At 40.1% G+C, this 26,817-nt stretch carries 24 protein-coding genes and 7 tRNA genes; 11 read left to right on the top strand and 20 right to left on the bottom strand.

Annotation, left to right across the window (positions count from 1 at the left end):
• Window positions 1–151: 151 nt before the first annotated feature.
• The 6 genes from D0T49_RS02755 to D0T49_RS02730 form a co-directional block, all read right to left on the bottom strand.
• A tRNA-Thr gene (locus tag D0T49_RS02755) sits at window positions 152–223 on the bottom strand.
• Between the two features lie 5 nt (window positions 224–228).
• A tRNA-Gly gene (locus D0T49_RS02750) sits at window positions 229–301 on the bottom strand.
• A gap of 4 nt (window positions 302–305) precedes the next feature.
• Window positions 306–387: transfer RNA gene (locus tag D0T49_RS02745), tRNA-Tyr, on the bottom strand.
• Between the two features lie 33 nt (window positions 388–420).
• Window positions 421–494: transfer RNA gene (locus D0T49_RS02740), tRNA-Thr, on the bottom strand.
• A gap of 108 nt (window positions 495–602) precedes the next feature.
• Window positions 603–902 carry a ribosome hibernation-promoting factor, HPF/YfiA family gene (gene hpf / locus D0T49_RS02735; protein ID WP_163629056.1) on the bottom strand — a complete coding sequence of 100 codons (300 nt, stop codon included), beginning with the start codon at window positions 900–902 and terminating at the stop codon, window positions 603–605.
• A 15-nt stretch (window positions 903–917) separates the two neighbouring features.
• Window positions 918–1,799 carry a tyrosine-type recombinase/integrase gene (locus D0T49_RS02730; RefSeq protein ID WP_163629055.1) on the bottom strand — a complete coding sequence of 294 codons (882 nt, stop codon included), beginning with the start codon at window positions 1,797–1,799 and terminating at the stop codon, window positions 918–920.
• Between the two features lie 228 nt (window positions 1,800–2,027).
• On the opposite strand from D0T49_RS02730, the gene D0T49_RS02725 reads away from it, so the two are divergent.
• Both D0T49_RS02725 and D0T49_RS02720 read left to right on the top strand, forming a co-directional pair.
• Window positions 2,028–3,215, top strand: coding sequence for a pyridoxal phosphate-dependent aminotransferase family protein (locus tag D0T49_RS02725; protein WP_163629054.1), 1,188 nt, complete (start codon window positions 2,028–2,030; stop codon window positions 3,213–3,215).
• A 175-nt stretch (window positions 3,216–3,390) separates the two neighbouring features.
• Window positions 3,391–5,007: an ABC-F family ATP-binding cassette domain-containing protein gene (locus D0T49_RS02720; RefSeq protein WP_163629053.1), complete on the top strand. Its 1,617-nt coding sequence runs from the start codon at window positions 3,391–3,393 to the stop codon at window positions 5,005–5,007.
• Window positions 5,008–5,110: 103 nt separating this feature from the next.
• Here D0T49_RS02720 and D0T49_RS02715 read toward each other — a convergent pair whose 3' ends face one another.
• Together D0T49_RS02715 and D0T49_RS02710 are read right to left on the bottom strand one after the other, a co-directional pair.
• The gene (locus D0T49_RS02715) at window positions 5,111–5,479 is read right to left on the bottom strand and encodes a DMT family protein (RefSeq protein ID WP_163629052.1); all 369 of its coding nucleotides are present in this window, start codon (window positions 5,477–5,479) and stop codon (window positions 5,111–5,113) included.
• A 12-nt stretch (window positions 5,480–5,491) separates the two neighbouring features.
• Window positions 5,492–6,241 carry an ATP-binding protein gene (locus D0T49_RS02710; protein WP_163629051.1) on the bottom strand — a complete coding sequence of 250 codons (750 nt, stop codon included), beginning with the start codon at window positions 6,239–6,241 and terminating at the stop codon, window positions 5,492–5,494.
• 165 nt (window positions 6,242–6,406) lie between these two features.
• Here D0T49_RS02710 and D0T49_RS02705 point away from each other — a divergent pair.
• The 3 genes from D0T49_RS02705 to D0T49_RS02695 all read left to right on the top strand — a co-directional run bounded on the left by D0T49_RS02705 (window position 6,407) and on the right by D0T49_RS02695 (window position 6,735).
• Window positions 6,407–6,479, top strand: a tRNA-Gly gene (locus D0T49_RS02705).
• Window positions 6,480–6,547: 68 nt separating this feature from the next.
• A tRNA-Leu gene (locus tag D0T49_RS02700) sits at window positions 6,548–6,631 on the top strand.
• A gap of 20 nt (window positions 6,632–6,651) precedes the next feature.
• A tRNA-Leu gene (locus tag D0T49_RS02695) sits at window positions 6,652–6,735 on the top strand.
• Between the two features lie 189 nt (window positions 6,736–6,924).
• Here the strand turns inward: D0T49_RS02695 and D0T49_RS02690 are convergent.
• The 7 genes from D0T49_RS02690 to nusB all read right to left on the bottom strand — a co-directional run bounded on the left by D0T49_RS02690 (window position 6,925) and on the right by nusB (window position 12,670).
• Window positions 6,925–7,398, bottom strand: a complete 474-nt coding sequence (locus tag D0T49_RS02690; protein ID WP_163629050.1) for a DUF4293 domain-containing protein — start codon at window positions 7,396–7,398, stop codon at window positions 6,925–6,927.
• 38 nt (window positions 7,399–7,436) lie between these two features.
• A complete protein-coding gene (locus D0T49_RS02685) occupies window positions 7,437–8,462 on the bottom strand; it encodes a Gfo/Idh/MocA family protein (protein WP_163629049.1) in 1,026 nt (341 codons plus the stop codon).
• A 12-nt stretch (window positions 8,463–8,474) separates the two neighbouring features.
• Window positions 8,475–9,053 (bottom strand): acyltransferase, encoded by a 579-nt coding sequence (locus D0T49_RS02680; protein ID WP_163629048.1) that lies wholly within the window; start codon window positions 9,051–9,053, stop codon window positions 8,475–8,477.
• A gap of 28 nt (window positions 9,054–9,081) precedes the next feature.
• Window positions 9,082–10,215 carry a DegT/DnrJ/EryC1/StrS aminotransferase family protein gene (locus tag D0T49_RS02675; protein WP_203583409.1) on the bottom strand — a complete coding sequence of 378 codons (1,134 nt, stop codon included), beginning with the start codon at window positions 10,213–10,215 and terminating at the stop codon, window positions 9,082–9,084.
• 62 nt (window positions 10,216–10,277) lie between these two features.
• Window positions 10,278–11,273 (bottom strand): CdaR family protein, encoded by a 996-nt coding sequence (locus D0T49_RS02670; protein ID WP_163629046.1) that lies wholly within the window; start codon window positions 11,271–11,273, stop codon window positions 10,278–10,280.
• Window positions 11,274–11,288: 15 nt separating this feature from the next.
• Entirely contained in the window at window positions 11,289–11,633 is a 345-nt protein-coding gene (gene yajC / locus D0T49_RS02665; protein ID WP_163629045.1) for a preprotein translocase subunit YajC, read from the bottom strand.
• A gap of 95 nt (window positions 11,634–11,728) precedes the next feature.
• Window positions 11,729–12,670 carry a transcription antitermination factor NusB gene (gene nusB / locus D0T49_RS02660; RefSeq protein ID WP_163629044.1) on the bottom strand — a complete coding sequence of 314 codons (942 nt, stop codon included), beginning with the start codon at window positions 12,668–12,670 and terminating at the stop codon, window positions 11,729–11,731.
• 204 nt (window positions 12,671–12,874) lie between these two features.
• Between nusB and D0T49_RS02655 the strand changes: the two genes are divergently transcribed.
• The 6 genes from D0T49_RS02655 (at window position 12,875) to D0T49_RS02630 (ending at window position 21,851) form a co-directional block, all read left to right on the top strand.
• Window positions 12,875–14,485 (top strand): beta-N-acetylhexosaminidase, encoded by a 1,611-nt coding sequence (locus tag D0T49_RS02655; RefSeq protein WP_239056991.1) that lies wholly within the window; start codon window positions 12,875–12,877, stop codon window positions 14,483–14,485.
• Window positions 14,486–14,841: 356 nt separating this feature from the next.
• Entirely contained in the window at window positions 14,842–17,286 is a 2,445-nt protein-coding gene (locus D0T49_RS02650; protein ID WP_163629043.1) for an endonuclease MutS2, read from the top strand.
• 200 nt (window positions 17,287–17,486) lie between these two features.
• Complete coding sequence (locus tag D0T49_RS02645; RefSeq protein WP_163629042.1) at window positions 17,487–18,185, top strand: porin family protein; 699 nt, start codon at window positions 17,487–17,489, stop codon at window positions 18,183–18,185.
• Window positions 18,186–18,198: 13 nt separating this feature from the next.
• Window positions 18,199–18,978, top strand: coding sequence for a porin family protein (locus D0T49_RS02640; protein ID WP_163629041.1), 780 nt, complete (start codon window positions 18,199–18,201; stop codon window positions 18,976–18,978).
• A 125-nt stretch (window positions 18,979–19,103) separates the two neighbouring features.
• Window positions 19,104–20,159, top strand: a complete 1,056-nt coding sequence (rfbB, locus tag D0T49_RS02635; protein WP_163629040.1) for a dTDP-glucose 4,6-dehydratase — start codon at window positions 19,104–19,106, stop codon at window positions 20,157–20,159.
• 324 nt (window positions 20,160–20,483) lie between these two features.
• Window positions 20,484–21,851 (top strand): TrpB-like pyridoxal phosphate-dependent enzyme, encoded by a 1,368-nt coding sequence (locus D0T49_RS02630; protein WP_370519576.1) that lies wholly within the window; start codon window positions 20,484–20,486, stop codon window positions 21,849–21,851.
• A gap of 83 nt (window positions 21,852–21,934) precedes the next feature.
• Here the strand turns inward: D0T49_RS02630 and D0T49_RS02625 are convergent, their stop codons facing one another.
• From D0T49_RS02625 to rpsI, 5 genes are all read right to left on the bottom strand, one after another.
• The gene (locus tag D0T49_RS02625; protein WP_163629038.1) at window positions 21,935–22,768 is read right to left on the bottom strand and encodes a peptidylprolyl isomerase; all 834 of its coding nucleotides are present in this window, start codon (window positions 22,766–22,768) and stop codon (window positions 21,935–21,937) included.
• A gap of 11 nt (window positions 22,769–22,779) precedes the next feature.
• Window positions 22,780–24,294 carry a glutamate--tRNA ligase gene (gene gltX, locus D0T49_RS02620; RefSeq protein WP_163629037.1) on the bottom strand — a complete coding sequence of 505 codons (1,515 nt, stop codon included), beginning with the start codon at window positions 24,292–24,294 and terminating at the stop codon, window positions 22,780–22,782.
• Between the two features lie 171 nt (window positions 24,295–24,465).
• Window positions 24,466–25,290, bottom strand: coding sequence for a translation elongation factor Ts (gene tsf / locus D0T49_RS02615; RefSeq protein WP_163629036.1), 825 nt, complete (start codon window positions 25,288–25,290; stop codon window positions 24,466–24,468).
• Between the two features lie 132 nt (window positions 25,291–25,422).
• Complete coding sequence (gene rpsB, locus D0T49_RS02610) at window positions 25,423–26,253, bottom strand: 30S ribosomal protein S2 (protein WP_163629035.1); 831 nt, start codon at window positions 26,251–26,253, stop codon at window positions 25,423–25,425.
• 176 nt (window positions 26,254–26,429) lie between these two features.
• The gene (gene rpsI / locus D0T49_RS02605) at window positions 26,430–26,816 is read right to left on the bottom strand and encodes a 30S ribosomal protein S9 (protein WP_163629034.1); all 387 of its coding nucleotides are present in this window, start codon (window positions 26,814–26,816) and stop codon (window positions 26,430–26,432) included.
• Window position 26,817 lies beyond the last annotated feature (1 nt).

Here is a 26,817-nt window from a genome sequence, read left to right as displayed (position 1 = left end):
GCTTTGTATTTGCGTCTGAAAATTTGAAATTCAGAAAATCATGTCACACACTACACAAATTCAGCCTGAACACATCACAGATTTCAAATCTCAAACTTTTTACTTCAACTTGTCAACTTTTTTACCTGCCAACTCGTTTACTGTAAGTAAGAGCTGTTGATGGGATTTGAACCCGCGACCTCTTCCTTACCAAGGAAGTGCTCTACCCCTGAGCTACAACAGCAAAAGAGCGGAAGACGGGGCTCAAACCCGCGACCCTCAGCTTGGAAGGCTAATGCTCTATCAACTGAGCTACTTCCGCAANGTGGGCAGTGATGGATTCGAACCACCGAAGGCGTAGCCAGCTGAGTTACAGTCAGCCCCATTTGTCCACTCTGGTAACTGCCCAATAAAAACATTTAAAAGAACTCTTTTTTCCTGAGCCTCTTGTCGGATTCGAACCAACGACCCCGAGATTACAAATCACGTGCTCTGGCCAACTGAGCTAAAGAGGCGTTATTCTTAAACTTTTCACGTTTAAAAAGCCGTTCGGAATAGGGTTATCCAAACGGCTTGCAAATGTACGAAAATTATTTTTACTACAAAATTATTTCTACAATATTTTATTTTTTGGTTAGTTTTTCCTTGTGTTTACGTATTTGCTTCTCCAATGCTTCAACGGCTAAGTCTGTAGCTTCTTCGAACGAATCACATGTTTTAGATGCAAAAAACTCATCATTAGGAATCAGTATTTTAACTCCTACCTCCTTATTAGCTACCGTTTCGGGCTTCACTACTTTCAAATACACATCAACAGCCTCCACTTCTTCAAAAAATTTCTCAAGCTTCGATACCTTTTTGTTAATGTACGCTTCAAGCTGCGATGTTGCATCAAAATTGATGGATTGAATCCTTAGTTTCATAAAAACCTCCTTTTTTTATTTAGCCCGGGGATGGGCCTGTTTGTATATATTGTATAACTCCTCGAAACTTGTATGCGTGTAAACCTGCGTGGCTGCCAAACTGCTATGCCCCAAAAGCTCTTTCACCGCATTAATATCTGCACCATTATTCAACATCGATGTAGCAAAGCTATGACGCAACACGTGTGGACTGCGCTTTTGCAAGCTACTAAAATCCGACATCATATTGTGTACCATATTATATACAAGTTTCGGATATAATTTTTTACCATTTTTACGAAGGAATAAATTATCATCAAGCAACTCTATGCTTTCGTTCCGTATCCGGATATAATTTTCTATCTCTTTACAAAAATCCAACGACAGCGGAATAATACGTTCCTTATTGCGTTTACCCAACACCTTTAGTTTTCCGGCATCCACATCCACGTCTTTATCCTTAATATTAATAAGCTCCGAAAGGCGTATTCCGGTCATATAAAACATTTTGATAATAAGATGGTCGCGTACCCTCTCAAAGTCGTCAGGCAGAAACGTATCATCCAACACACTTTCCATTTCCTTCTGTTTAAAAAACGCCGGAAGGGGCTTTTTTGTTTTCGGAAGAATTATTTTTGTTGTAGGATTTTTATCAACATGACCATAATATAGCAGGAAACGCCAAAAAGACTTCAGGGTCGATAATTTTCGGGATAGCGTACGTGCCGAAGTTTCACTCTCCATTAATGACAATACCCATTGCTGAATATCTGTAGCGGTAACTTTTTGGGGTACAATCTTTCCATCAGGCGCTTTCAGGAACTCGCAAAACTGGAGCAAATCATTTCTGTATGACAAGACAGTATGGGGTGAGTAATTTTTTTCGTACTGTAAATATTCCAAAAATTCATCTATCATAAACTTACTCCTATTATGCAACGAAAATAAAATAATTTAATCAGGAAAACAAATTTTCTTGCATATTTTCAGTTATCAACTACAAATTGCTAACAAGCCTTAAATGCCAGTATTAAACAAGAAAGAACCTGACATGAACACATCTATTTTGACAGTAAACTATAAAACCATTATCAATTAACAAAAAATACTTATCTTTGCAGCCATTTATTTTTAAACAAAAAAACAATGAGTCTATTAAGCGATATATTAGGACGTTACGATACCCCCCAGAAAACAAAAGAAATGGGCGTGTATCCTTATTTCCGTCCTATCGAATCGGATCAGGATACAGTAGTTACCATTAATGGAAAACCAGTACTGATGTTTGGTTCAAACAGCTATCTTGGATTGACTAACCATCCACGGCTAAAAGAAGGAGCTATAAAAGCCATAGAAAAATATGGAACCGGTTGTGCCGGATCACGTTTCTTAAACGGGACTTTAGACATCCACATTCAATTGGAAGAGAAACTGGCAAAGTTGGTAGGCAAGGATGAAGCATTGGTATATGCCACAGGCTTTACTGCAAATTCGGGCGTAGTGCCATGCCTTACCGGACGCGAAGATTATCTGATTTTCGACGAGCTGGATCACGCTTCCATCATCGAAGGCAAACGCCTTTCCTTCTCGAAGCAACTGAAATTCCGCCACAACGATATGGAGTCGCTGGAAAAAGTACTGAAACGCTGCGAGCCGGAACGTGTTAAACTAATCGTTGTAGATGGAGTGTTCAGCATGGAGGGCGATGTTACAAAATTGCCTGAAATAATAGAACTTTCAAAAAAATACAATGCCTCGGTTATGGTAGACGAAGCCCACTCGCTTGGCGTGTTTGGAAAAACAGGAGCAGGAGTATGTGAGCACTTTGGCCTGACAAGCGATGTAGACCTCATTATGGGGACTTTCAGCAAATCGCTGGGAACTATCGGAGGCTTTATTGCTGCCGACAAAAACATCATTAACTTCCTGAAACACAATTCCAGAACTCTTATTTTCAGCGCATCTATCACTCCCGCATCCACAGGGTGCGTACTGGCTGCATTAGATGTGATGGAAGAAGAGACATGGAGAAAAGACGCACTATGGGCTAATACCAAACGTGCTAAAGAAGGATTCATTAAAGCAGGATTCGAAATAGGGCCAACCGAAACCCCAATCATTCCGCTATATGTAAGAGATAACATCAAAACATTCAAGCTGACACGTATGCTTATGGACGATGGAGTGTTTGTAAATCCGGTTGTTGCGCCTGCCGTTCCGTCCGAAGACACCCTGATTCGTTACTCGCTGATGGCAACGCACACATTCGAACAGATAGACGAATCGGTAGAAAAAATAACAAAAGCAGCAAGAGAATTAGGGATTATAGAATAAGCGATATAGCTTCAATCTCTCTCTTGAAGAAAAATTAAGAAGCGTACAGTTTCTGACCCAATAAAGAATAGAATAGGTTCTTCCAAAAAAGCGGAACCAGTTCTATTCTTTCCTTGTTAATACGAATTTAAATTACAAAATAAAAGAAATCCCTTGCAGGGGGATTAGCGTTATTATGATTACACTTTCTAACTTAGCCATTCAGTTTGGTAAACGTGTTTTGTTTTCCGATGTGAACATGAAATTTACAGCCGGAAACTGTTATGGAATCATTGGGGCCAACGGAGCCGGAAAATCAACCCTTATCCGCATACTAAGTGGAGAACTTGACCCGACACGGGGAAGTATCCAAATAGGTCCCGGCGAACGCCTCTCGGTACTGAAACAAGACCACTTTGAATTTGACGAACTAACCGTTATCGACACGGTAATGATGGGATACGAAGAACTGTGGAAAGTAAAAGAAGAAAAAGACGCTATCTACCTGAAAGAAGATTTTTCGGATGCCGACGGCATACGTGCATCGGAACTGGAAGAAAAATTTGCCGAAATGAACGGTTGGAATGCTGAAAGCGATGCTGCCGCACTGCTGAGCGGACTGGGAATAAAAGAAGCCCTGCACTACCAGTTAATGAAAGAACTTAGCGGAAACGAGAAAGTAAAAATACTATTGGCACGGGCGCTCTTTGGCAACCCAGACAATCTGTTGCTTGACGAGCCAACCAACGACCTCGACCTGGAAACCGTGATGTGGCTTGAAAACTACCTGGCAAATTATGAGAATACAGTTTTGGTTGTTTCGCACGACCGCCATTTCCTCGATGCCGTAAGTACCAACACCGTAGACATCGACTATGGAAAAATCAAGCAATTTGCAGGCAACTATACCTTTTGGTACGAGTCGAGCCAGTTAGCCCTGCGTCAACAGCAAAACCAAAATAAGAAAGCCGAAGAAAAACGGAAAGAACTGGAAGAGTTTATCCGTCGTTTCAGTGCCAACGTAGCTAAATCCAAACAGGCAACCAGCCGCCGTAAGATGCTGGACAAACTGAACGTAGATGAAATTCAGCCATCTACCCGCCGTTATCCGGGAATCATTTTTACCCCTGAGCGCGAGCCGGGAAATATGGTACTGGAAATATCAGGCTTAAGCAAAACTGCCGAAGATGGCACAGTACTTTTCAACGATGTGAATTTCAATGTGGAAAAAAATGACAAAGTTGTCTTTGTTTCGCGCGACCCACGTGCTATGACTGCATTTTTCGAGATTATTAATGGAAAAGACACAAATTTCAAAGGTAGTTTCAACTGGGGGCAAACCATTACCACCGCTTACCTGCCACTTGATAACTCAGCTTTTTTCGACAACAATCTGAATCTGCTGGATTGGCTGGCACAATATACGAATGACACGCTCGAATCCAATCTCCGCAGCTACTTAGGCAAGATGTTATTCTCAGGCGAAGAAGTGTACAAAAAATCGAACATACTGTCAGGGGGCGAAAAAATGCGCTGCATGATAGCACGCATGATGCTTGAAAATGCCAACTTGATGATACTTGATTCGCCTACAAACCACCTCGATTTGGAATCAATTCAGGCATTCAACAATACTTTGATAAACTTCAAAGGAAATATCCTGATGGCATCGCACGACCGTGAGTTTATCCAAACAGTTTGTAACCGTATTATAGAGCTTACTCCGAACGGAATTATCGACAAACAAATGGACTACGACGACTACCTGACATCTGAAGACATCAAAGCTATTCAGGAAAAAATGTATAAATAACACTATCTTTTGTCATAAATATAAATCCGGTTTTGATTTTTCAAAACCGGATTTATTTATTCAACCCTTATGCTAAATTTTATGTAATCAAGGATTATAAAATCTATTTTTTGAAAATAAAATAAACCGCCAACACTAAAAACACAAAACCCACCAGATGATTCCATTTAAAGGTTTCGGTCTTAAAAACAGTAAGCGAGAAAATAGTAAACACCACTAAGGTAATAACCTCCTGAATAACTTTCAACTGCAAAAGGGTGAAAGGGCCACCGTTTTCACGAAATCCGATACGGTTGGCCGGAACCTGAAACACATATTCGAAAAACGCTATCCCCCAGCTCATAAGAATTATCAGTATTAACGGTAGGGATTCAAACCATTTAAACTCCTTTAACTTCAAATGCCCATACCACGCAAAGGTCATAAAAACGTTGGATATGATTAAAAGTCCTATAGTCAGTAATGCTTTCATAAAACGATATTATTACTTATTTATTTTCAGAGGAAGGTATTCGGTTTGTATATTCTCCATAGCGGCGGCAATGCTTTGCCGTACCGACGGATGCCATTGTTCTACCTGTTTAATCAATTCTTTTATTTTTGTACGTGACGATTCCTTCTCGAACGGACAGTTTTTTATTTGCTTCGGGTAATTCCGTATTCTTGCAAGCTCGCTTACCCCACTTTCAGGAATCAAAGCCATAGGCCGTATGATAGTCATGTCGAACTTTGTCATCTTCAACTTGGGAGGCATCGTACCCATCGCCCCCTGAAAAAACATATTCAGCAACAGCGTTTCCACCATATCATCCAGATGATGCCCCAAGACAATCTTATTGCAACCCAATTCCTTAGCAGTATCAAACAACACTTTGCGGCGATTCCACGAGCACAAAAAACAATTTGATTTCCGTGTATCAGTACTCTCGTCATACCTCGTAACACGATGCACAAAGGGTATATTAAACCCTTCGGAATACGACCTCAAAAAATCCAAATCCGATTTATAAGGGATGTTCTCTACCGAAACATGCACTGCCGACACCTTAAATTTAGGAGAAAAGACTTTCATCCGTTCACCCAGCAATTCGGTCAAAGCAAGAGAATCCTTGCCTCCCGAAAGGCCTACAAGTAGATGGTCGCCATCATCAATCAGCCCATAGTCGCGGATAGCTTTGTTAAAGCGGCTTTGTATGTCGTTGATTATCTTATACTCTGTCTTTTCTCTTTGCATTGTACATCATTCCCCGAAATTTTGAACATGCAAAAATACAACAAATGCCCATTTTATAAATAAATGTTTTACTAAGATTTTTGAAAAAATATTTTGCAGAATAACAAAAAAGAGACTATCTTTGCCGAGCAATTCCGAAAAATTGCAGTTTTTGACACATTTATTGCGAAAGTAGCTCAGTTGGTAGAGCATAACCTTGCCAAGGTTAGGGTCGCGGGTTCGAATCCCGTCTTTCGCTCAGCAAAAAAACAAGGCGAAACAAGCGCGTTTCGCTTTTTTAATCTGAAAAAATTCAGTACACTATTCGCCCAAATGGTGGAATTGGTAGACACGCTAGTTTCAGGGACTAGTGGCCGCAAGGCTGTGCAGGTTCGAGTCCTGTTTTGGGTACTTTCTCACTTTTACATATTGCGCAGGTGGTGAAATTGGTATACACGCTACTTTGAGGGGGTAGTGCCGGCAACGGCGTGTGAGTTCGAGTCTCATCCTGCGCACTAGTATTTATAAAACATTAAAAAAACAGCAAGATAAAACAATTATTTTGCTGTTTTTACTTTTTTAACGCAACAGAAACGAAACAAGTTTTTTACGGATGAGCCAAAAAATTACCCCCGCTACAACTGTTGTAACGAGGGCGATTTGATTATCTCTATCAGGGGGAAGCCCCTTTGTTTTTATAAGTTTTACCTTAACCGATTCAACGACTTCACCAGTGCTTCGTCTTTCCCTATAGCACGTATAGCCAGCCAGTTTAAGATGACGCAAACAAGCGGAAATGCCGCAGGTATATTCAGGCTCCATTCTGCGTCCAACTGTTTACCACTCTGTATTATACAAATAAATAAAATTGCATAATAACCCAACATCAATATCATATTGATAAAAGAAAGGCGAATCTGCAATATACGCTTCTTATACATAAATATAATAACAAGTGCAAGGACAGGAATTAATGCCGATATAATCTTCAATCCCCATGTATTCATATTGTTCAGAATAATAGTTTCACCTCCTTCAACTAACTTCAACCCCTGATAATTAAGCGTATAAAAAAACGTATTCGACGCATCATACAAATTAGCTACCGGCACAAAGAAAGTGAAGCATGATAATATTGCAATCACCAAAAAATAAACTGTCTGTATTCGTTGTATCATCTTCTATTAATAATCTAAGTATTAGTTTCCGATATTTCTTATTTCTTTTTCTTCCACTGTTTATCACGCACTTCGTAAATGCGCTCAATCATATCAATCACTTTCAGCCCCTCAAGCACATTGGTTGTTATCGTGCCCTTATCCAATAGTTTTTCCACTACGTTTTCAATCACATAATGATGGTTTTGAGCCGAACCTTTGTATGCACCATAGTCGTTAGGCGGATTAGAAGGTGCCAGTTCAGGCATTTCGTAATCTTTCACATGACAATAAGCAACTTCATTCATATATTGCCCTGCTACCTTTATCGTACCTTTAGCTCCAATTATAGTGATACTGCTTTCGAGGTTGGTATCCCAAACCGAGGTTGAATAATTCAGGCTTCCCATTCCTCCATTAATAAAATCGAAAGTAACAACGCCGCTATCTTCAAAATCAGTTAAGTCCTGGTGGTTAAAGTCGGCAAAGTTTCCTTGAATATTCTTGATATCGCCAAAAAGCCAATACATTATATCAATAAAGTGCGAAAACTGGGTAAACAAAGTTCCTCCATCTAATTTTGCATCACCATGCCAATTTCCTTTTTTATAGTAACGGTTATCGCGATTCCAATAGCAATCCAGCTTCACCATGTATATATCGCCCAGCGTACGGTTGTCCATTATCTCTTTCAACCATACCGAAGGGGGTGAATAACGATTTTGCATAACACAGAACACGTGTCTCGAAACCTCTAACGATTTAAATACAATTTTCTCCGCATCGCGTTTAGTCAGCGCAATAGGTTTCTCCAATACCACATGTTTTTTTGCATTCAATGCTTTTTTAGCATATTCGGCATGAAAACCATTGGGAGTACAAATATTAACAACATCAATATCCAAATCGGCAGCCAAAAGGTCATCTATATTAGAAAAAAATGCCTCTTCAATATTTTCAAGTCCTAATTCTTCTTTAGGCAAAATATCGCATACAGCTACCAGTTTCGAATCTTTATTACGACGTATCATCTCGGCATGCCGCTTTCCGATATGTCCCTGTCCTATCACAGCAAATTTTATCATCTCTATATATGTTTAATTAATAATTTTGGTTACCTCTCCATTTTCAAGACTATATTCATCGCCTGTTTCGGGACAAACAGCCTTTCCGCTTTCATCAAAATTCAAACGATGTCCATATTCGCTTACCCAACCGATTTGGCGTGCCGGATTTCCTACAACCAATGCATAGGCTTTTACCGGTTTTGTGATTACAGCACCTGCGCCAATTAAGGCATACTCCCCTATTTCGTTTCCACACACCACAGTAGCATTTGCTCCTATGCTTGCGCCTTTTCGTACTAAGGTTTGCGCATATTCACTTTTCCTGTTAACGTGGCTCCGCGGGTTTATTACATTAGTAAAAACCATAGAGGGACCTAAAAACACATCGTCTTCACAAACCACTCCGGTGTAAACGGATACATTATTTTGTATTTTTACATTACGCCCCAGTACAACGCCAGGCGATACGACCACATTTTGCCCTATATTACAAGCATCTCCTATTACACATCCTGACATAATATGCGAGAAATGCCAAATCTTAGTCCCATTTCCTATCGAAACATTCTCGTCAACAACGGCTGTTTCATGTGCAAAATAATCTTTCATATTTTCTCTACCTTTAAAAAAACTGCAACTATCTTACTGATTCTAATACCGATTTTGTGATGTACTCCAACTGCTCATCTGAAAGTTCGGTGTGCATTGGCAGCGAAAGTACACAAGCCGATAGTTTTTCGGCAACCGGAAAATCTCCTGCTTTATAACGCGAATCCTGATAAGCCTTTTGCAAATGCAAAGGAACCGGATAATATACCATTGCCGGAATCCCTTTTTCGCTCAGAGATTTTTGTAAGGCTGCACGGTCTACTCCATTCAATTTTAAAGTGTACTGATGAAAAACATGGGAAGATTTTTCGGCACGGGCAGGTATAGTTAATTTTTCATTATTACCAAAAGCCTTATCATAATAGTCGGCAGCTTTCTGGCGTGCGGCGATATAATCATCCAAGTATTGCAATTTCACCTGTAATACAGCAGCCTGTATACTATCAAGGCGGGAATTGACACCTACTACATCATGATAATAACGTACAGTCATACCATGATTTGCAATAGCCCGTATTTTTGTGGCTAACTCATCATTGTTGGTAAAAATAGCACCTCCGTCACCGAAACATCCCAGGTTTTTAGAAGGGAAAAATGAGGTACAACCAATGTCGCCCATACAACCGGATTGAACTTTGCGGCCATCAGAAAACGTATAAACAGAACCTATCGACTGACAGGCATCTTCGATAACATATAAGTTATGCTCCTTTGCTAAAGCAAGCAGGGCTTCCATATCTGCATTTTGCCCAAAAAGGTGTACAGGAACAATAGCTTTAGTGCGTGGAGTTATGGCCTTTTTTACCGACTCGATAGAGATATTGAATGTATCATAATCTACGTCGACAACAACAGGGGTCAACCCCAGCAGAGCAACCACCTCAGCCGTAGCTATAAATGTAAAGGTAGGAGTGATAACTTCGTCGCCGGGTTTCAAACCTAAAGCCATCAGAGCAATCTGAAGCGCATCGGTACCATTACCTACCGGAATAACGTGCTTTACATCTAAGTATTTTTCCAAATCTTTTTGGAAATCAATCACTTTTCCACCTTTAATAAAAGCGGCAGAATCAATCACTTCCTGAATACCTGCATTTACCTGATTTTTTATTTTTTCATATTGACTCTGTAAGTCAACCATTTGAATTTCTTTCATCACCATAGTTTTTGTAATTAGCTCACTGAAAACACCTTGCAGGCAGACGTAAGCTAAAATCATGTTAATTAATCAATATCCTCTTTCAATATAAATTCAACCTCGTCAGGCATTACCCTGATATTAAATATCTTAGAGGAGTTGTTTTTTATCTTTATTTTTTGCTTGCCTTGATTATTACGTTTTATGTCATTATAATCAAGAATCACTTCTACGTCATCATAAACCGTATTATAATGGCTCAGACCTATATTATACGTAACATTTACTAAAGCAGGAAAAGATTTTATCTGAATATCTTCCGGAGCATTTATGATTTTCACAGGTATTTCCACTTTTTTTTCAGTAAACATTTCTACGTTTATTTTTACCGTAACTTCGTTCACTGAAAAACTGACAAACTCAACAGGCAGCAACCTGCACGAACGTAAAACGGAATCTTTCAACTGCTTTAGGTCAAGAGGCTCAGTTTGCACTTCTTTCAACTTGGCAAGCACTTCTTTTGTGCCATACGCCGTAATATAACCGGGTGTTACCTGAATACTGTCGCTAAGTATATATTGTTGTGCAAGTTCAATATCTGCATTCAGCCTCACAGGTAAAACCACAGCATCCTGCTTCTCATATTGCACAAAAATAGTATCCGACGGGAAATTAGTTATGGTGGTGGTAGGCTGGAGATAACCTGAAAAACGGGACACCAACTTTTCAGAGGAAATTTTCATTATCCCGCTGCTCTTTGTCGTGTCCGCCTGTGATAAATCTATATTTAATGGCTGTAATTTTTTTCTCGAATAAGAGAACAGATTGAGGCCTTCGTCTCTTACTCCTATTTTTATTTCCTCAGGAGGGTGGTTGGATATGGTCAATCCTTGAGGCAATCCGCTATAACGAAGCGGAACCGTAATATTGGCATCACGGTCTTTGTTCACTGCATTTACAAACCAGAACCCGGCTGATAACAACAGAAAAAATAAAAAGCTTAAGGCATCTTTTGAAAAAAGAAATGCCTTAAACCATCGTAATATATCCTTAAGCACCTGTATGCCTCTGTTTTCTGACATACCTACGTTTTTATATTATTTCGCTTCGGTTTGGATATCTTCAGCTGTAACAAAAACTGAGTTTTTGTCAACTTTAATTCTCACATTTTCTGCAATTTCTATTACAACTGCATTGTCTTTTACATCTTTTATTTTTCCGTAAATTCCCCCCGAGGTCACTACTTTGTCACCCGGCTTCATTGCATCGCGTTGTTTTTTTATTTCTTTCTGACGTTTCGACTGTGGGCGAATCATGAAGAAATAAAAAACTACAAAAATCAACAACATCATTATCAGACCCGAATACGATGAAAGTCCTCCTTGAGCAGCTTCCTCTGCTCCTTCGGCTGTAGCTTGCAGTAAAATGCTTAGTAAATTCATACTTTTATTGTTTTTAATGATTTATATAAATATATAATACTCTTCTGATTTATAATACACACACTTTCGAGTTGAGTTTCAAGCCCGACATCAGCTTATTTTGAAAACATCACTACTTTTACCAGTTTATTTTCAGCCTTCAACTCATTCACGATATTATCAAGCACCCCATTGATAAAAGTACCACTTTTTTCAGTGCTGTAATTTTTCGAGATTTCAATATACTCATTCAATGTTACATTAACAGGAATTGTCGGAAAATTAAATAGTTCGGCTAGTGCAGTTTGCATTATCAGAATATCCATGAATGCAATCCGGTCTAAATCCCAGTTACGGGTATGCTCATTAATGACATTCTGATATTCAGTCTCATTCTGAATGGTCATTCCCAGCAATTTTTTTCCAAACTCACTGTCTTCCTCATCCCTGAACATAGGAAGCAGTTCTTGTTCTGCTCCATTTTCTTTCTCAAACTTCTTAATCGTCTTTATTACAAAGCTGATAACGATTTCAACATCATCTACCCAAAATATGCTTTGCTCTTCCAACGATTCATCAAGCTCTTCGTCCTGAAGCAGAATCTTCTTATATATCTTCCGCCACAAATCTTTATCGGCAGCATAGTCGGTGGTAGGAGCACTCATATAGTCCAGATAAAAATCAGACTTTACAATCTGTTCATACAAGTTTTTCACCAATTCCGGATAGTTAACCCACGAGAGTTTGCGTTTTGTCAGATACTCATTCAACTGTTCATTCTCAGATAATTGAGCAATAAACTTATTTTCAACAAAACGAGTATTAGGGTTTAAATCTTCTTCGGTAGGACGCAATTTATTTTTACGGGCATCAATCTTATCTGAAGCATATCTCGTAAGTTCAAGAGACAATTGCAACAGATGAAAATATAAATCGTAAGTTTTTTCTAAACTATAAAACAACTCTTTTTCAGCTGATGGTAATGACTTACCACTACCTTTGTAATGAGAATATAAGATTTGTATAACCTTAATCCGTAATAATACCCGATTTATCATAAAAATATCATGAACGCTTTTTCAGCGCAAAGATATAATATTTTTTTAGATTAAAACCCTTTTGTTTATGAAATATGTATTTGTTGTTGTTAGCAAATCACTATTTATAAAACGAAACCTAATGGCAACTTTAATTGCAGAGACGGCACTTCAAGTATTTTTCACTATTTTTGTTGACAATCATATTTTAAATTCAAATCTATTATGAAAAACATCCGATTATTAATCATTCTGGCTGCGTGTTTCATGTTTTTTGATTCTTACGCAACTTCAACGGAAATCACCATCATTCCCCGCCCTGTAGAGGCCGAAATAGCAAAGGGGTATTTCACGTTATCTCCCAAAACCGTTATTAACATAGTAAATGGAGAAGACGACCTGCATTATGCCTGCAATTTCTTTAACAAACTAATGACAAACACATTTGGCAACCCATTAAGTGTAAAACAAGGCACAAACAGAAAAAATGCAGTCAATATTTCCGTCAATCCTTCATTGGAAAAAGAAGAATACTACCTCGACGTAACCAAAAAAACCATCAATATAACAGCCGGAAGCTCACAAGGTGTATTCTATGCATTCCAATCACTACGGCAGTTGATGCCACTAAATGTAGAAAACGGCGAACATCTGGCAAATATCGAAATCCAAAACATCTCGATAAAAGACAAGCCGCTTTATCCGTACAGGGGTGCTATGCTCGATGTTGTACGCCATATTAGCTCCAAAGAAGATATAAAAACCTTCATCGATATGCTCGCGCTCCATAAGTTCAACCGTTTTCATTGGCATTTGACCGACGACCAAGGCTGGCGTATCGAAATAAAAAGCTATCCCGAACTGACAAGGGTAGGCAGTATGCGTGCCGAAACACTAATAAAAAAAACAAGCGAATACGACGGCACTCCTTATGGGGGCTATTTCACTCAGGAAGATGTAAAAGAAATTGTTCAGTACGCAGCCGAAAACTACATAACAGTTATTCCCGAAATAGAACTACCCGGACATGCTTCGGCTGCACTGACCTCTTACCCGTCGCTGGGATGCACCGGAGGCCCTTACAAGGTTGAAGGCAGATGGGGCGTTTTTAACGATGTTTTCTGCGCCGGAAATGACGACACATTTACTTTTCTGCAAGGTGTGTTCGACGAGGTTATTGAATTATTCCCGTCCGAATACATCCACGTAGGGGGAGACGAATGTCCGAAAAAGCGTTGGAAAGAGTGTCCGAAGTGCCAGCACCGAATACAAGAAGAAAACCTGAAAAACGAACATGAGCTACAAAGCTACTTCGTAGAACGAATGGAGAAATACATAAACTCTAAAGGAAGAAAGATTATAGGTTGGGATGAAATACTGGAAGGAGGAATTTCCCAAACAGCCACTATTATGTCGTGGCGTGGCACCAAAGGAGGTATCGAAGCTGCCAAACTTGGCAATAAAGTTATTATGTCTCCTAATAGCCATGCGTATCTGGACTATTACCAATCTAAAGACAGAGAAAACGAACCGCTCTCGATAGGAGGATTTGTCAGCGTAGAAAAAGTATATAGCTTAAATCCGGTCGAAGGGCTTAATCCCGCCGAAGCCAACAACGTGATAGGAGTACAAGGAAACATCTGGCGCGAATACATAAAAGACTTCCCACACGTACAATATATGGCTTTGCCACGAATAGCAGCACTGGCAGAAGTAGGATGGACGCCAACCGAAATGAAAAATTACGAAGATTTCCGCCGGCGGGCAATTATACTGACCCACCGATACAAAGCACTCTCATATAACTTCGCCAACCATATTCTGAGCGAAGAATAACAAAACAGGGTGTGTCAAAATGGACATACCCTCCTTATTTTATTCGCAAAGGCCGAACTTTCCCAAGCTCGGCCTTTCCTATTTCCTAAAGTATTGCTAACTTTAGGTATTCAAAAATTCATTATGGCAAACTTAGAGGAAGCAAAAAATTAACCTTGTTGAAGCACCTACGCTCAGCAGACGAGACAGAATAGTTAGCAACGGCTACGAAAAAAGGAAATAGTAAATCTGCATATTTTGATGCAGTTGTTCTTGTTCGGACATAGCAGAAATAAATTTATGGCAGAAAATAACTACTTTTGTACCAGGACGGCGTTTAGTATGTGCCGGACTGATGAATCGCAACAAAAACAACAATGCTTTACCCCGAACATATAGAACAAAAAATAGATTTCACAACCATCCGCCAACTGCTGAAAAACAAATGTATCAACAGTTTGGGAGAAGAACGGGTGGATGCCATACAGTTTTCATCTGATTATGCCGAGATACAAAAACTATTAGGCCAAACAGATGAAATGTTGCGTATTATCACTACCGATAGCGAAGAGTTGCCTATAGGTGATTTTTTCGACATACGCGAAGCTTTTATGCGCATCAGGATAGAAGGCTTGTTTCTGGACGAGCTCGAAGTGTTTAATCTGCGCCGCTCGCTGGAAGCTGTACGTAGTCTGGTCAGCTTCATTTCAAGACACGAGGTTGAAACATATCCTTTTTTACATGAGCTAATTACCGGACTCGAAAACTTTTCGGATATCATAAAGCAAATAGACCGGATATTAGATAAATTCGGTAAGATAAAAGACAATGCTTCGCCCGAACTGGGACGCATCCGCAAAGATATAATACACGTACAAAGCAGTGTTTCAAAAACATTGAACGCTATACTGCGCCAGGCACAGGCAGATGGATATGTAGATAAAGACACAGCCCCCTCCATGCGCGACGGCAGGCTTGTGATTCCCGTATCGCCCATGTATAAGCGCAAAATAGGCGGTATTGTACACGACGAATCGGCTACGGGAAAAACCGTTTACATAGAGCCTCAGCAAGTGGTGGAAGCAAACAACCGCATACGCGAACTTGAGAATGAAGAACGGCGGGAAATTATCCGTATCCTGACAGAATTCACCAACTTTGTACGCCCCTATACCGAACAAATTTTTGCATCACAGCATTTTCTTGCCGAAATCGACTTCCTGAGAGCCAAAGCCTTGTTTGCTATCGAGATTAATGCTATAAAACCACGCATAGAAGACACATGCCAGCTCGACTGGGTGAAAGCGGTACATCCTATCCTGTTCCTATCGCTCAAAAAACATGGAAAAGAAATAGTTCCGCTTAACATTACGCTAAACCGGCAACAACGTATTTTGCTCATTTCGGGACCAAATGCGGGAGGTAAATCCGTGTGCCTCAAGACAGTTGTGCTCTTGCAATATATGCTGCAATGCGGGCTGCTTATCCCTGTTCACGACAGCAGTTCTACCGGAGTTTTCGAGCGCATCTTTATCGACATTGGCGACGAACAGTCTATTGAGAACGACCTGTCTACATATAGTTCTCACTTGCTGAACATGAAGTTCTTCATCCGCAACAGCAATGCACAGACATTACTCTTAATTGACGAATTTGGAACCGGAACCGAGCCGCAAATAGGAGGGGCTATAGCCGAAGCGTGCCTCGAACGTTTCAACCAGAACAAAGCATTTGGGGTAATAACCACGCATTATACCAATCTGAAGCATTATGCCGAAGATGCCGAAGGTATTGTAAACGGCGCTATGCTGTACGACCGTCAGCATCTTCAACCCCTCTTTCAGTTGGCAATAGGCAGGCCGGGAAGTTCCTTTGCTGTAGAGATTGCACGGAAAATAGGACTGCCCGAAGACCTGATACAAGAAGCCGCCGAAAAAGTAGGCACGGAACACATGGACTACGACAAACACTTGCAGGACATTGTACGTGACAAACGCTATTGGGAAAACAAGCGGCAACAAATACGGGTGAAGGAAAAACGCCTGCAAGAGACTCTGGATAAATACGAAAGCGAGTTGAACGACGTTAATAAGCAACGTAAAGAGATACTCTCCAAAGCGAAATCGGAAGCACATACGCTGCTATCAGAAGCTAACGCGAAAATAGAAAACACCATACGCGAAATAAAAGAAGCCGATGCCGAAAAAGAACGCACCCGCAACGCGAGAAAAACATTGGAACAATTCAAAGAACAGGTATTGCAAGAAGATGAAACAAATGTAATACCGAAAAAATTACTTAAAAACAAAAAACAGAAAGCCCCAAAAAGTCAGCCGCAAGCCCACGATAAGCAAGAGTTGAAAGAGGGCGACAATGTACGCCTGAAAGGACAGACAGCAACGGGCACTATCATGGAGTTGCAAGGCAAACAGGCGATAGTTGCCTTCGGGCAGTTAAAATCGACGGTTAGCCTGAACAAGCTGGAAAAGGTAAGCAACAACCAGCTTAAAAAAGAAACGCGTAAATACGAATCGGTAAGCCAGCCTGTAAGTGAGGATGTACGCAAACGCAAACTGACATTCAAATCGGAAATTGATGTGCGGGGAATGCGTGGAGACGAAGCCCTGCAAGCGGTAACTTATTTTATCGACGACGCTATCATGGTAGGCATAGCCAGTGTACGGATATTACATGGCACAGGAACAGGGGCATTGCGACAGATGATAAGGCAATACCTAAGTACGGTATATGGAGTACGGCATTTCCACGACGAGCATGTACAGTTCGGGGGTGCAGGAATAACGGTAGTGGAGTTTGAATAAGCTAGGAGTTAGTAGTTAATAGCTAGCCGTAGGTGCGAAAGATTTTTCGCCCAATAAGAAAGGAAACCAAAGAATAAACTCGTAAAGCTGACTTTCAAGCCGCAGTACAGAATGCTAAACGCTAAATACAAAAAGCCATGTGCTCCTATGTGTAAACTAACTGAAGCTATGTGGCAAAAAGATATAAACTAATTTTGAAAATGAAAAAAATCATATTATTTATCCTGATTACCGTTCCTGTGTTTTGTTTTGCCCAAAGCGATTCATTATCTATTAAAACAGGGAGCACTTCAATCGGATTTTTATTTTCGCCTGAGCGTACATTCCGTACCGTAAAGTCCGAAAGCATAGCAGGGGACGTACAAAAAGAGCTAAGCAAAAGCGAAAAAGCTAAATTCGGATTTACTACAGGATTAAGTATCAATCATGATTTTAATAAATACCTCGCATTTGAAACAGGACTGTTGTTTTCCAACAAAGGCTATAAAGATGCTATCCTGCTGAGAAATAATGCCAATGAAGTAGGTGAACAAAGCGACATAAATTTTAATCTTTATTATCTGGATGTCCCTTTGAAAGCCAAATTCTATTTTTGGGAGCTTCCTCAATTCCGTTGTTTTGTATCAGGAGGCTTATCAATAAACTTCTTTTTATTAAAAAAACTAACTGTGGCGGGAGAAGATATGACAAACACATACTACCCCGATGGAAGCGTAAAATTCAACAAGGTAAATTTATCCGGAATGGTTAATCTTGGTTTAAGTTACAACATCATCCAGAATATAATGCTGGAAGCAAGTGCGGGTTATAAACACGCTATTTTGCCACTCAACGACCTTGCGCTGAAAAGGCATCTTTACTCACTCGGACTGGATATGTGTGTATATTACAGGTTTTAAATAAACTAACAAAATGAAAAAGATATTATTAGTCTCTCTCCTTATTTTCCCTATATTATGCTTTGCTCAATACGATTTGTCACCGGCAAAGCTAAGAAATCTATCTATTGGATTCTCCTTTGCACCGGAATTTTCGTACCGGACAGTTAAATCCGATTTGCTCAACGACGAAGTATTAAACATACTTAGCGGGAATGAAAAGCCCAAATTTGGAGCTACTGCAGGATTTAATGCTGAGTACAATTTTACCAATTACCTCTCGCTGGAAACAGGAGTATTGTTATCGAACAAGGGGTATAATAAAAATTTTACGTCAAGGGAAGGTTCTCAATATTCAAACAAACAAAACTATAGTTTTAATTATTATTATCTCGATATTCCTCTGAAAATAAAATATTATTTTTTAGGATTATCCAAAATCCGTTTTTTCGCATCCGGAGGGGTTATTTTTAACCCATATTTATTCCGGAAAATCTATTTAAATAATAAGGACATTACAACGCAATATATTGATTATACAATACGAGAAATCCAGACTCCATCTCCACCAACTCCAGGCACAATACATGATAATTCTATAAGTATTATTCTTGCCCCCAACGAAAACTTACAATACAACAAATTGAATTTTTCAGGTACAATCAGTTTAGGTGCAAGCTATAATATTGATGAACGATTGGCTTTAGAGGCACAATTGGAATACAAACACGCTCTTGCTCCGCTAAATAACTTTGATATAGAAGCACGGCTCTTTTCTTTAGGACTGAATTTAAGCATACATTACAAATTGTAGCCTGTTATATTCAAAAAAGCTAATTTTAAACCGAAAAAATACCATTACTTTCACCAGAAGCTATTATATTTGTAAACACTAACTTTGATTAGTATATAATTGAATTTATCTACACAAAACGAAATATGAAAAAAACTATTTTAATAACCGGAGGAGCCGGATTTATAGGGTCGCACGTAGTACGTCTGTTTGTTACCAAATATCCTGACTATCAAATCGTCAACTTAGACGCTTTAACCTATGCCGGAAATCTGGAAAATCTGAAAGACGTTGCAGATTCTCCTAATTACACTTTTGTAAAGGGTGACATTACCGACGAAAAATTCATTCCTGAGCTGTTCTCAAAATATAATTTCTATGGTGTAGTGCATCTGGCTGCCGAGTCGCATGTCGACCGTTCAATCACCGACCCATTTGCCTTCATACGCACCAATGTATTTGGTACGGCCAACCTGCTTAATGCAGCTAAGGAAGCATGGAAAGGGAATATGGAAGGAAAGCGTTTTTATCATATTTCGACCGACGAGGTATATGGCTCGCTTGGAAAAGAAGGATTCTTTACTGAGGAAACACCGTACGACCCCAGAAGCCCTTATTCCGCCGCAAAAGCCAGTTCCGACCATTTCGTCCGTGCTTATTACCATACTTACGGACTACCTGTGGTAGTGTCGAACTGCTCGAACAATTATGGGGCAAACCATTTTCCTGAAAAACTCATTCCGTTATCAATCAACAATATAAAGAACAAAAAGCCCATTCCAATTTATGGAAAAGGTGAAAATGTACGCGACTGGCTGTGGGTAAACGACCATGCGCGGGCTATTGATACTATTTTTCACAACGGGGTTGTGGGTGAGACTTACAATATAGGCGGAAACAACGAATGGACTAATATTGACTTGATACATAAGCTATGTGAGATTATGGACAGGAAATTAGGACGCGAGGCGGGAGAATCCGCTAAACTTATCACATTTGTAAAAGACCGCGCCGGACACGATTTGCGCTATGCTATCGATTCCACCAAATTGCAGGAAGAACTGGGCTGGAAACCGTCTTTACAATTTGAAGAAGGACTGGAAAAAACCGTCGACTGGTATCTCGAAAATCAGGAATGGCTTGATAATATAATTAATGGAGAGTACCAGCATTATTACGATAAGCAATACACTGATAGATAAGACAACAGTTTAACAAAGCTCGTATTCAGCAGTTTACTTACATTCCTGTAAAAAAATTGAAAAAATAATTCGTTTTTCAAAAAATGTTTCTACATTTGTACCGGAAAAATATAACGAAGAAAAACAATGAATCTTTTGAATAATACATTTTCTTGGCGTTGGCAAAATCTGGTTGTGGTAAGCAATGAGGTTTAGTCCGCTATGTGTATTATATAAACAAGAATATAAAAGCGACCTGTTGTTTACCGAAAACGACAGGTCGCTTCTTTTTCGGTAAACAACGAATAAAATAAAGTAATAAAACATATAAAAATCTCAAGAAAGATTATGGAAAGAACAAAAAGATTTTTTCTGAGCGAGAATGAAATACCAAGACAATGGTATAACATCATGGCCGATATGGTAAACAAACCGATGCCTATCCTCCACCCCGGAACTAAACAACCGCTAAAGCCGGAAGACCTGTATCCGATTTTTGCAGAAGAAGTGTCGAAACAAGAGCTGAACATGACCGATGCATGGATTGACATACCCGAAGAAGTGAGGGAAATGTATAAAATTTACCGTTCTACACCCCTTGTACGCGCTTACGAACTGGAAAAAGCATTGGATACTCCGGCACATATATATTTCAAGAATGAGAGCGTAAGCCCGGTAGGTTCGCACAAATTAAATTCGGCTTTGGCACAGGCTTATTATTGCAAAAAAGAGGGCTTAACCAATATCACAACCGAAACAGGAGCAGGACAATGGGGAACTGCATTATCGTTTGCAGCAAAGGCTTTCGGGTTGGAACTGGCTGTGTATATGGTAAAAGTAAGCTACGAGCAAAAACCCTATCGCCGCTCGCTGATGCGAACATGGGGAGCACAGGTAATAGCTTCGCCAAGTATGTCGACAAAAGCCGGACGGAAGATATTGACCGAAAATCCTAATTATCAGGGAAGCCTTGGAACGGCTATTTCTGAAGCCATCGAGCTTGCGCAAACTGTTCCAAATTGCAAATACACACTTGGAAGCGTGTTGAACCATGTGGCTTTGCACCAGTCAATTATCGGGTTAGAAGCTGAAAAACAAATGGAAATGGCCGGCGAGTATCCTGATGTTGTTATCGGCTGCTTTGGCGGAGGCTCAAACTTCGGCGGAATATCATTCCCATTTATGCGCCACAACATTCTGAATGGAAAGAAAACACGCTTTATTGCAGCAGAGCCGGCATCGTGTCCTAAACTGACACGCGGTGTTTTCCAATACGACTTTGGCGACGAGGCGGGTTATACTCCTCTGCTACCTATGTACACACTGGGTCATAACTTTGCTCCTGCCCATATTCACGCAGGCGGATTGCGTTACCACGGTGCCGGTACTATTGTGAGCCAGCTTATGAAAGACGGATATATGGAAGCGGTGGATATTAAGCAACTGGAATCGTTCAAAGCAGGCGTATTGTTTGCTCAAACAGAAGGCATTGTACCAGCTCCGGAATCGTCGCACGCAATTGCGGCTGCCATCAACGAAGCACTGAAAGCAAAAGAAGAAGGAAAACAAAAAACTATTCTTTTCAACCTGTCAGGACACGGTTTGATTGACATGGCTGCTTACGACCAATATCTTGCGGGAGATTTGCAAAATTACGAACTTCCCGAAGAGGAAATCTGCAAGAACATTGAAGAACTTGAAAAAATAATCTGAACTTCGCCTACAGACAAAACAAACAAGCCGGCTTTACCACAATGATAAAGCCGGCTTGTTTTTTATTATGCTTACACAGATATTTATTTTACCCGTTTAGCTTTTAATATCTTTATATCCTCCGCAGGCCTGTCCATGCTTCCGGTTTTAACCTTCGATATTTTATCCACTATATCCAACCCTTCAATAACCTCACCAAAAACGGTATATTCACCATCCAGATGAGGAGTACCTCCAATAGTAGTATAATCAGCCCGTTGCTGTTCCGTGTACTTATAAGCCGTACTATCAGCCATCTCTTTATGCACTTCAACTAAAATAGAATCGCGCAGGGCATCCAGTTTTTCCTGGCTTTTTTCTATACGGTAGCGTTTTACTTCTTCCTGTTTTTCCTGTACTTTCTGGTTGAATAAGTTTGATTCCGCACGGCGCATCATGTTCTTTTCCATCATATCGAGCTCTGCATCTGAAAACTTCCTGCCTTCTACAATATAAAACTGACATCCTGACGAAGCCTTTTTCGGATTAACCTGGTCGCCCTGACGGGCTGCTGCCAAAGCACCTTTTTTATGGTAGTACTTAGGATAAACAAATTCGGCCGGAATAGTATAACCTACATCGCCTGTGCCGAGTGATTGTCCGGGCTTTGCCTTTTTCGAATCCGGGTCGCCTGTCTGAATCATAAACTCAGCAATCACACGGTGAAACAATACCCCATCGTAGAAACCATCGTCCACCAGTTTCATAAAATTATCACGATGCAACGGGGTTTCCGGATACAGTTTTATTACAATATCGCCATAAGACGTTTCTAAACGGACCTTAGGCTCCAATACTTCTTTTTTTGTACTACACGATTCCGACATAATTACAAATGCTAATATAAATAATGTGTTAATGATAAATAGCTTTTTCATGTTTCTACAGTTTATTGCTTTATCGTTGCTATTGCTTTTTTAAGTCTGCTGATTGTTTCCGCTTTGCCCAGAATGGCTGTAATATCAAACATATGCGGCCCTTTAGGAGCACCAACCACCGATAAGCGGAAAGCATTCATTATACCCCCAAGGTTATACTGCTTAGACTCAATCCATGCTTTTACCACATTTTCGGTATTCTCAGCCGAGAAATCATCAATACCCTCCAATACGCCAATTAGTTCATCCATCTGAGCAGGAGTATTTTCTTTCCAACGTTTCTGAACGGTTTTTTCGTCGTACGATGCAGGTGCTTCGAAAAAGAAATAACTTTGCTCCCACAGTTCATTTACAAAGTTCACACGTTCCTTAACAAGAGAAACGATTTTTATCAAAGTTGGCATATCAGCATCCAAGCCTTTTTCTTTCAAAGTCTCGGCAAAAAGTGATGCTATTTCCTCATTTGGTTTCATCTGCAGGTATTTATGGTTAAACCATTTGCCCTTTTCGTAATCAAACTTGGCGCCACTCTTGCTAACCCTGTCGAGTGAAAAAGCATCAATCAACTCCTGCATGGAGAAAATTTCCTGTTCAGTACCCGGATTCCAACCCAGCAGAGCTAAAAAGTTTACAACAGCCTCAGGGAAATAACCTGCCTCACGATAACCCGACGAAGTTTCGCCACTCTTAGGGTCTTTCCAATTCAGAGGAAAAATAGGGAAACCGAGCCTGTCGCCATCACGCTTGCTTAACTTCCCGTTGCCATCGGGCTTCAGCAACAGTGGTAAATGGGCAAAACGAGGCATTTCCTTTTCCCAGCCCAGACTACGATATAGCAGCACATGCAAAGGCGCAGAAGGCAACCATTCCTCGCCACGGATTACATGCGATATTTTCATTAAATAATCGTCCACCACGTTTGCCAAGTGGTAGGTAGGCAAGCTGTCAGCCGATTTATATAGCACTTTATCATCTAACACAGACGAGTTAATAATCACCTCACCACGAATCAAGTCATCCACCGTTACATCTTCATCGGGTTCTATCTTGATGCGGACTACATACACATCACCTCTTTCGATACGCATATTTACCTCCTCGGCCGACAAAGTGAGCGAGTTGGTCATCTGCATCCGGGTTTTAGCGTCGTACTGAAAATTCTGTATTTCCGTTCTTTTCTGCTCCAGTTCTTCCGGAGTGTCAAATGCAATATAAGCCAACCCCGCATCCAATAGCTGGTCGACATACTGACGATATATGTGTTTACGTTCGCTTTGGCGGTAAGGTGCACAGTCGCCCCCTACTCCTACTCCCTCGTCTATCTTTATACCCAGCCAGTTCAGCGACTCAATAATATAATCCTCGGCACCGGGCACAAAACGGTTAGAGTCTGTATCCTCTATACGCAACAGCATATCGCCTCCATGCTGTTTTGCAAACAGGTAGTTATACAAAGCAGTTCTCACCCCACCAATATGAAGTGCCCCTGTAGGACTTGGAGCAAAGCGGACTCTTATTTTTTCCATTGAATATATTTCTTTTTTTAATCTGTTATTACTTGATGCTTGCAAAAATAATCATTTTTTCTGTAAGGTTGCCCCTACAAATCGCCGTATCAGAAGAAAAACCATAACTCTACAAAAAAAGAAAGCCACTTCGTTGCAGAAGCGGCTTTCTTCAGATATTTAATTCAGATATTATTCTTGATTCAGAGTAACACGTTTGAATGAAGTAGCTGTAGCTTTATTAGCTTTCAGATAATCAGCCACACTCATTTTACCATCTTTGATAAATGCTTGTTCCAACAATGTAGATTCTTGGAAAAATTTATTTAAACGGCCTTGAGCAATTTTGTCAAGCATGTTTTCCGGTTTTCCTTCTTCGCGCGCTTTTTCACGGCCAATTTCAAGCTCTGTATTGATAACTTTTTCAGGAACTGAAGTACGGTCCAACGAAACCGGATTCATTGCAGCTACCTGCATAGCTACATCACGCATTACTTGGTTATCAACGCCTGCTTCGGCAAAAGCAACGATAGTTGCCAATTTGTTTCCCGGATGAATATATGCTACTGTAGAACCTCCTTCAACAAACTCGAAGTAGTCAAGTTCCATTTTCTCACCTGTAACACCCGAGCGGTCAACCACCAATTCAGCGATAGAACGTCCGTCAACAACCAATGCTTTCAACGCATCCAGATTAGCCGGTTTTTCGGCCATTGCTTTATCTAAAATAGATTGGGTAAGTGCTATAAAGTCTGCATTTTTTGCAACGAAGTCTGTTTCGCACTTCAATGCCAAAACTGCTGCATAAGCTCCATTGGCTGCTGCAAGAACACAACCTTCTGATGCTTCACGGTCGCTACGTTTTGCAGCTACAGCCTGTCCTTTTTTACGTATGATTTCAATTGCTTTATCGAAATCGCCTTCTGCTTCTGTCAAAGCATTTTTGCAATCCATCATACCTGCGCCTGTCATTGCACGCAATTTCGAAATTTCAGCCATTGTTATTTGTACTGCCATAGTTGTAGTATATTTGTTGTTAATATTTCATTATTAAAAAAACGAGTTACCAGCTATTTCAAGACCAATGTCCAATAACTCGCAACTCGTAGTTTTTATTTTACAATAAATCTTGAACTCAGTCGAAAGACATTATTCTGCGTCTTCAGCTCCCTCTTCCTCTGTTTCAGCAGGGGCAGCTTCTTCGTCTTTATTAGTTTTTACTTTTTTAGTTACTCTTGACTTTCTTTCTTTTGATGCCGGAGCTTCTGCTGCTTCTGCATCTGCTTTTTCTACTTTACGCTCGTCCAATCCTTCTTGGATTGCTCCGCATACAGCATTCAAGATAACTTCGATTGATTTTGTCGCGTCATCGTTTGCAGGAATTACAAAGTCAATTCCATTAGGATTTGAGTTTGTATCTACAATAGCAAATACAGGGATTCCTAAACGTTGTGCTTCGCGAACTGCGATATGTTCTTTCATCACGTCGACAACAAAGATAGCCGAAGGAAGGCGGGTTAAGTCAACAATACTTCCTAAGTTCTTTTCCAGTTTTTCGCGTTGACGGGTGATTTGAAGTTTTTCGCGTTTTGATATATTATCGAACGTACCATCAGAATTCATCTTGTCGATAGTAGTCATCTTTTTCACCGCCTTACGGATAGTAGGGAAGTTGGTCAACATACCACCGGCCCAACGCTCAGTAATATATGGCATTCCAACCGACTGTGCTTTGTCTGCTACCACATCTTTTGCTTGTTTCTTAGTAGCTACAAACAAAATTTTACGGCCTGATTTTGCAATCTGTTTCAATGCAGCAGCAGCTTCGTCTACTTTTACTACTGTTTTGTGTAAGTCGATAATATGGATATCGTTACGCTCCATAAAGATATAAGGAGCCATAGCGGGATTCCATTTGCGTTTCAAGTGACCAAAGTGGCTACCTGCTTCTAATAGTTGTTCAAAATTAGTTCTTGACATTTTTTGTTTTTAAAATTGTTTACATTCTTTTTAAATCAATCTCCAAGTAGCCATACCGGATCTTGGAAATTTAGATACTAAACCCTATTTTATTTACTATTTCATCATTTACCATTTACCATTAAGTTTAAGCAACATTAAATAGTAAATGGTAAATAAAAAAATGGTCAATCGTATTAGCGTTTTGAGAATTGGAATCTTTTGCGGGCTTTTGGTTGTCCCGGTTTTTTACGTTCCACTTCGCGAGGATCGCGGGTCATGAATCCTTCAGCTTTCAATGCCGATTTGTCTTCCGGATTTATTTTTACCAAAGCACGTGCAACTGCTAAACGTAATGCTTCCGATTGTCCTTTGAAACCACCACCATTCAGGTTCACTTTAATGTCATATTTTTCAACAACACCAAGTGTGTTTAATGGTTGCTTAACAACGTATTGCAATATTGGCGATGGAAAATAATTAGTCAAATCACGTTTATTAATAGTAATTTTTCCGCTTCCTTCGGTAACATAAACACGAGCAACAGCCGCTTTTCTTCTTCCTAAAGCATTTATTACTTCCATA

Origin of the sequence: Paludibacter sp. 221 (assembly GCF_010501035.1) — a bacterium.
In the GTDB taxonomy this organism is placed as follows: Bacteria; Bacteroidota; Bacteroidia; order Bacteroidales; family Paludibacteraceae; genus QVMH01.
The sequence above is the reverse complement of the archived record's forward strand: the minus strand, read 5'-3'. Positions and strand labels throughout refer to the sequence as shown.

Bases quoted from the DNA above. Each gene is read 5' to 3' on its own strand.
- D0T49_RS02710 (WP_163629051.1), bottom strand. From the start codon at position 6,241: ATGCAAAGAGAAAAGACAGAGTATAAGATAATCAACGACATACAAAGC.
- D0T49_RS02730 (WP_163629055.1), bottom strand. From the start codon at position 1,799: ATGATAGATGAATTTTTGGAATATTTACAGTACGAAAAAAATTACTCA.
- D0T49_RS02640 (WP_163629041.1), top strand. From the start codon at position 18,199: ATGAAAAAGATATTATTAGTCTCTCTCCTTATTTTCCCTATATTATGC.
- D0T49_RS02675 (WP_203583409.1), bottom strand. From the start codon at position 10,215: ATGGTGATGAAAGAAATTCAAATGGTTGACTTACAGAGTCAATATGAA.
- D0T49_RS02650 (WP_163629043.1), top strand. From the start codon at position 14,842: ATGCTTTACCCCGAACATATAGAACAAAAAATAGATTTCACAACCATC.
- yajC (WP_163629045.1), bottom strand. From the start codon at position 11,633: ATGAATTTACTAAGCATTTTACTGCAAGCTACAGCCGAAGGAGCAGAG.
- D0T49_RS02645 (WP_163629042.1), top strand. From the start codon at position 17,487: ATGAAAAAAATCATATTATTTATCCTGATTACCGTTCCTGTGTTTTGT.
- D0T49_RS02715 (WP_163629052.1), bottom strand. From the start codon at position 5,479: ATGAAAGCATTACTGACTATAGGACTTTTAATCATATCCAACGTTTTT.
- D0T49_RS02655 (WP_239056991.1), top strand. From the start codon at position 12,875: ATGAAAAACATCCGATTATTAATCATTCTGGCTGCGTGTTTCATGTTT.
- hpf (WP_163629056.1), bottom strand. From the start codon at position 902: ATGAAACTAAGGATTCAATCCATCAATTTTGATGCAACATCGCAGCTT.
- D0T49_RS02725 (WP_163629054.1), top strand. From the start codon at position 2,028: ATGAGTCTATTAAGCGATATATTAGGACGTTACGATACCCCCCAGAAA.
- D0T49_RS02625 (WP_163629038.1), bottom strand. From the start codon at position 22,768: ATGAAAAAGCTATTTATCATTAACACATTATTTATATTAGCATTTGTA.
- D0T49_RS02670 (WP_163629046.1), bottom strand. From the start codon at position 11,273: ATGTCAGAAAACAGAGGCATACAGGTGCTTAAGGATATATTACGATGG.
- D0T49_RS02690 (WP_163629050.1), bottom strand. From the start codon at position 7,398: ATGATACAACGAATACAGACAGTTTATTTTTTGGTGATTGCAATATTA.
- rpsB (WP_163629035.1), bottom strand. From the start codon at position 26,253: ATGTCAAGAACTAATTTTGAACAACTATTAGAAGCAGGTAGCCACTTT.
- rpsI (WP_163629034.1), bottom strand. From the start codon at position 26,816: ATGGAAGTAATAAATGCTTTAGGAAGAAGAAAAGCGGCTGTTGCTCGT.
- rfbB (WP_163629040.1), top strand. From the start codon at position 19,104: ATGAAAAAAACTATTTTAATAACCGGAGGAGCCGGATTTATAGGGTCG.
- D0T49_RS02680 (WP_163629048.1), bottom strand. From the start codon at position 9,053: ATGAAAGATTATTTTGCACATGAAACAGCCGTTGTTGACGAGAATGTT.
- gltX (WP_163629037.1), bottom strand. From the start codon at position 24,294: ATGGAAAAAATAAGAGTCCGCTTTGCTCCAAGTCCTACAGGGGCACTT.
- D0T49_RS02685 (WP_163629049.1), bottom strand. From the start codon at position 8,462: ATGATAAAATTTGCTGTGATAGGACAGGGACATATCGGAAAGCGGCAT.
- tsf (WP_163629036.1), bottom strand. From the start codon at position 25,290: ATGGCAGTACAAATAACAATGGCTGAAATTTCGAAATTGCGTGCAATG.
- D0T49_RS02720 (WP_163629053.1), top strand. From the start codon at position 3,391: ATGATTACACTTTCTAACTTAGCCATTCAGTTTGGTAAACGTGTTTTG.
- nusB (WP_163629044.1), bottom strand. From the start codon at position 12,670: ATGATAAATCGGGTATTATTACGGATTAAGGTTATACAAATCTTATAT.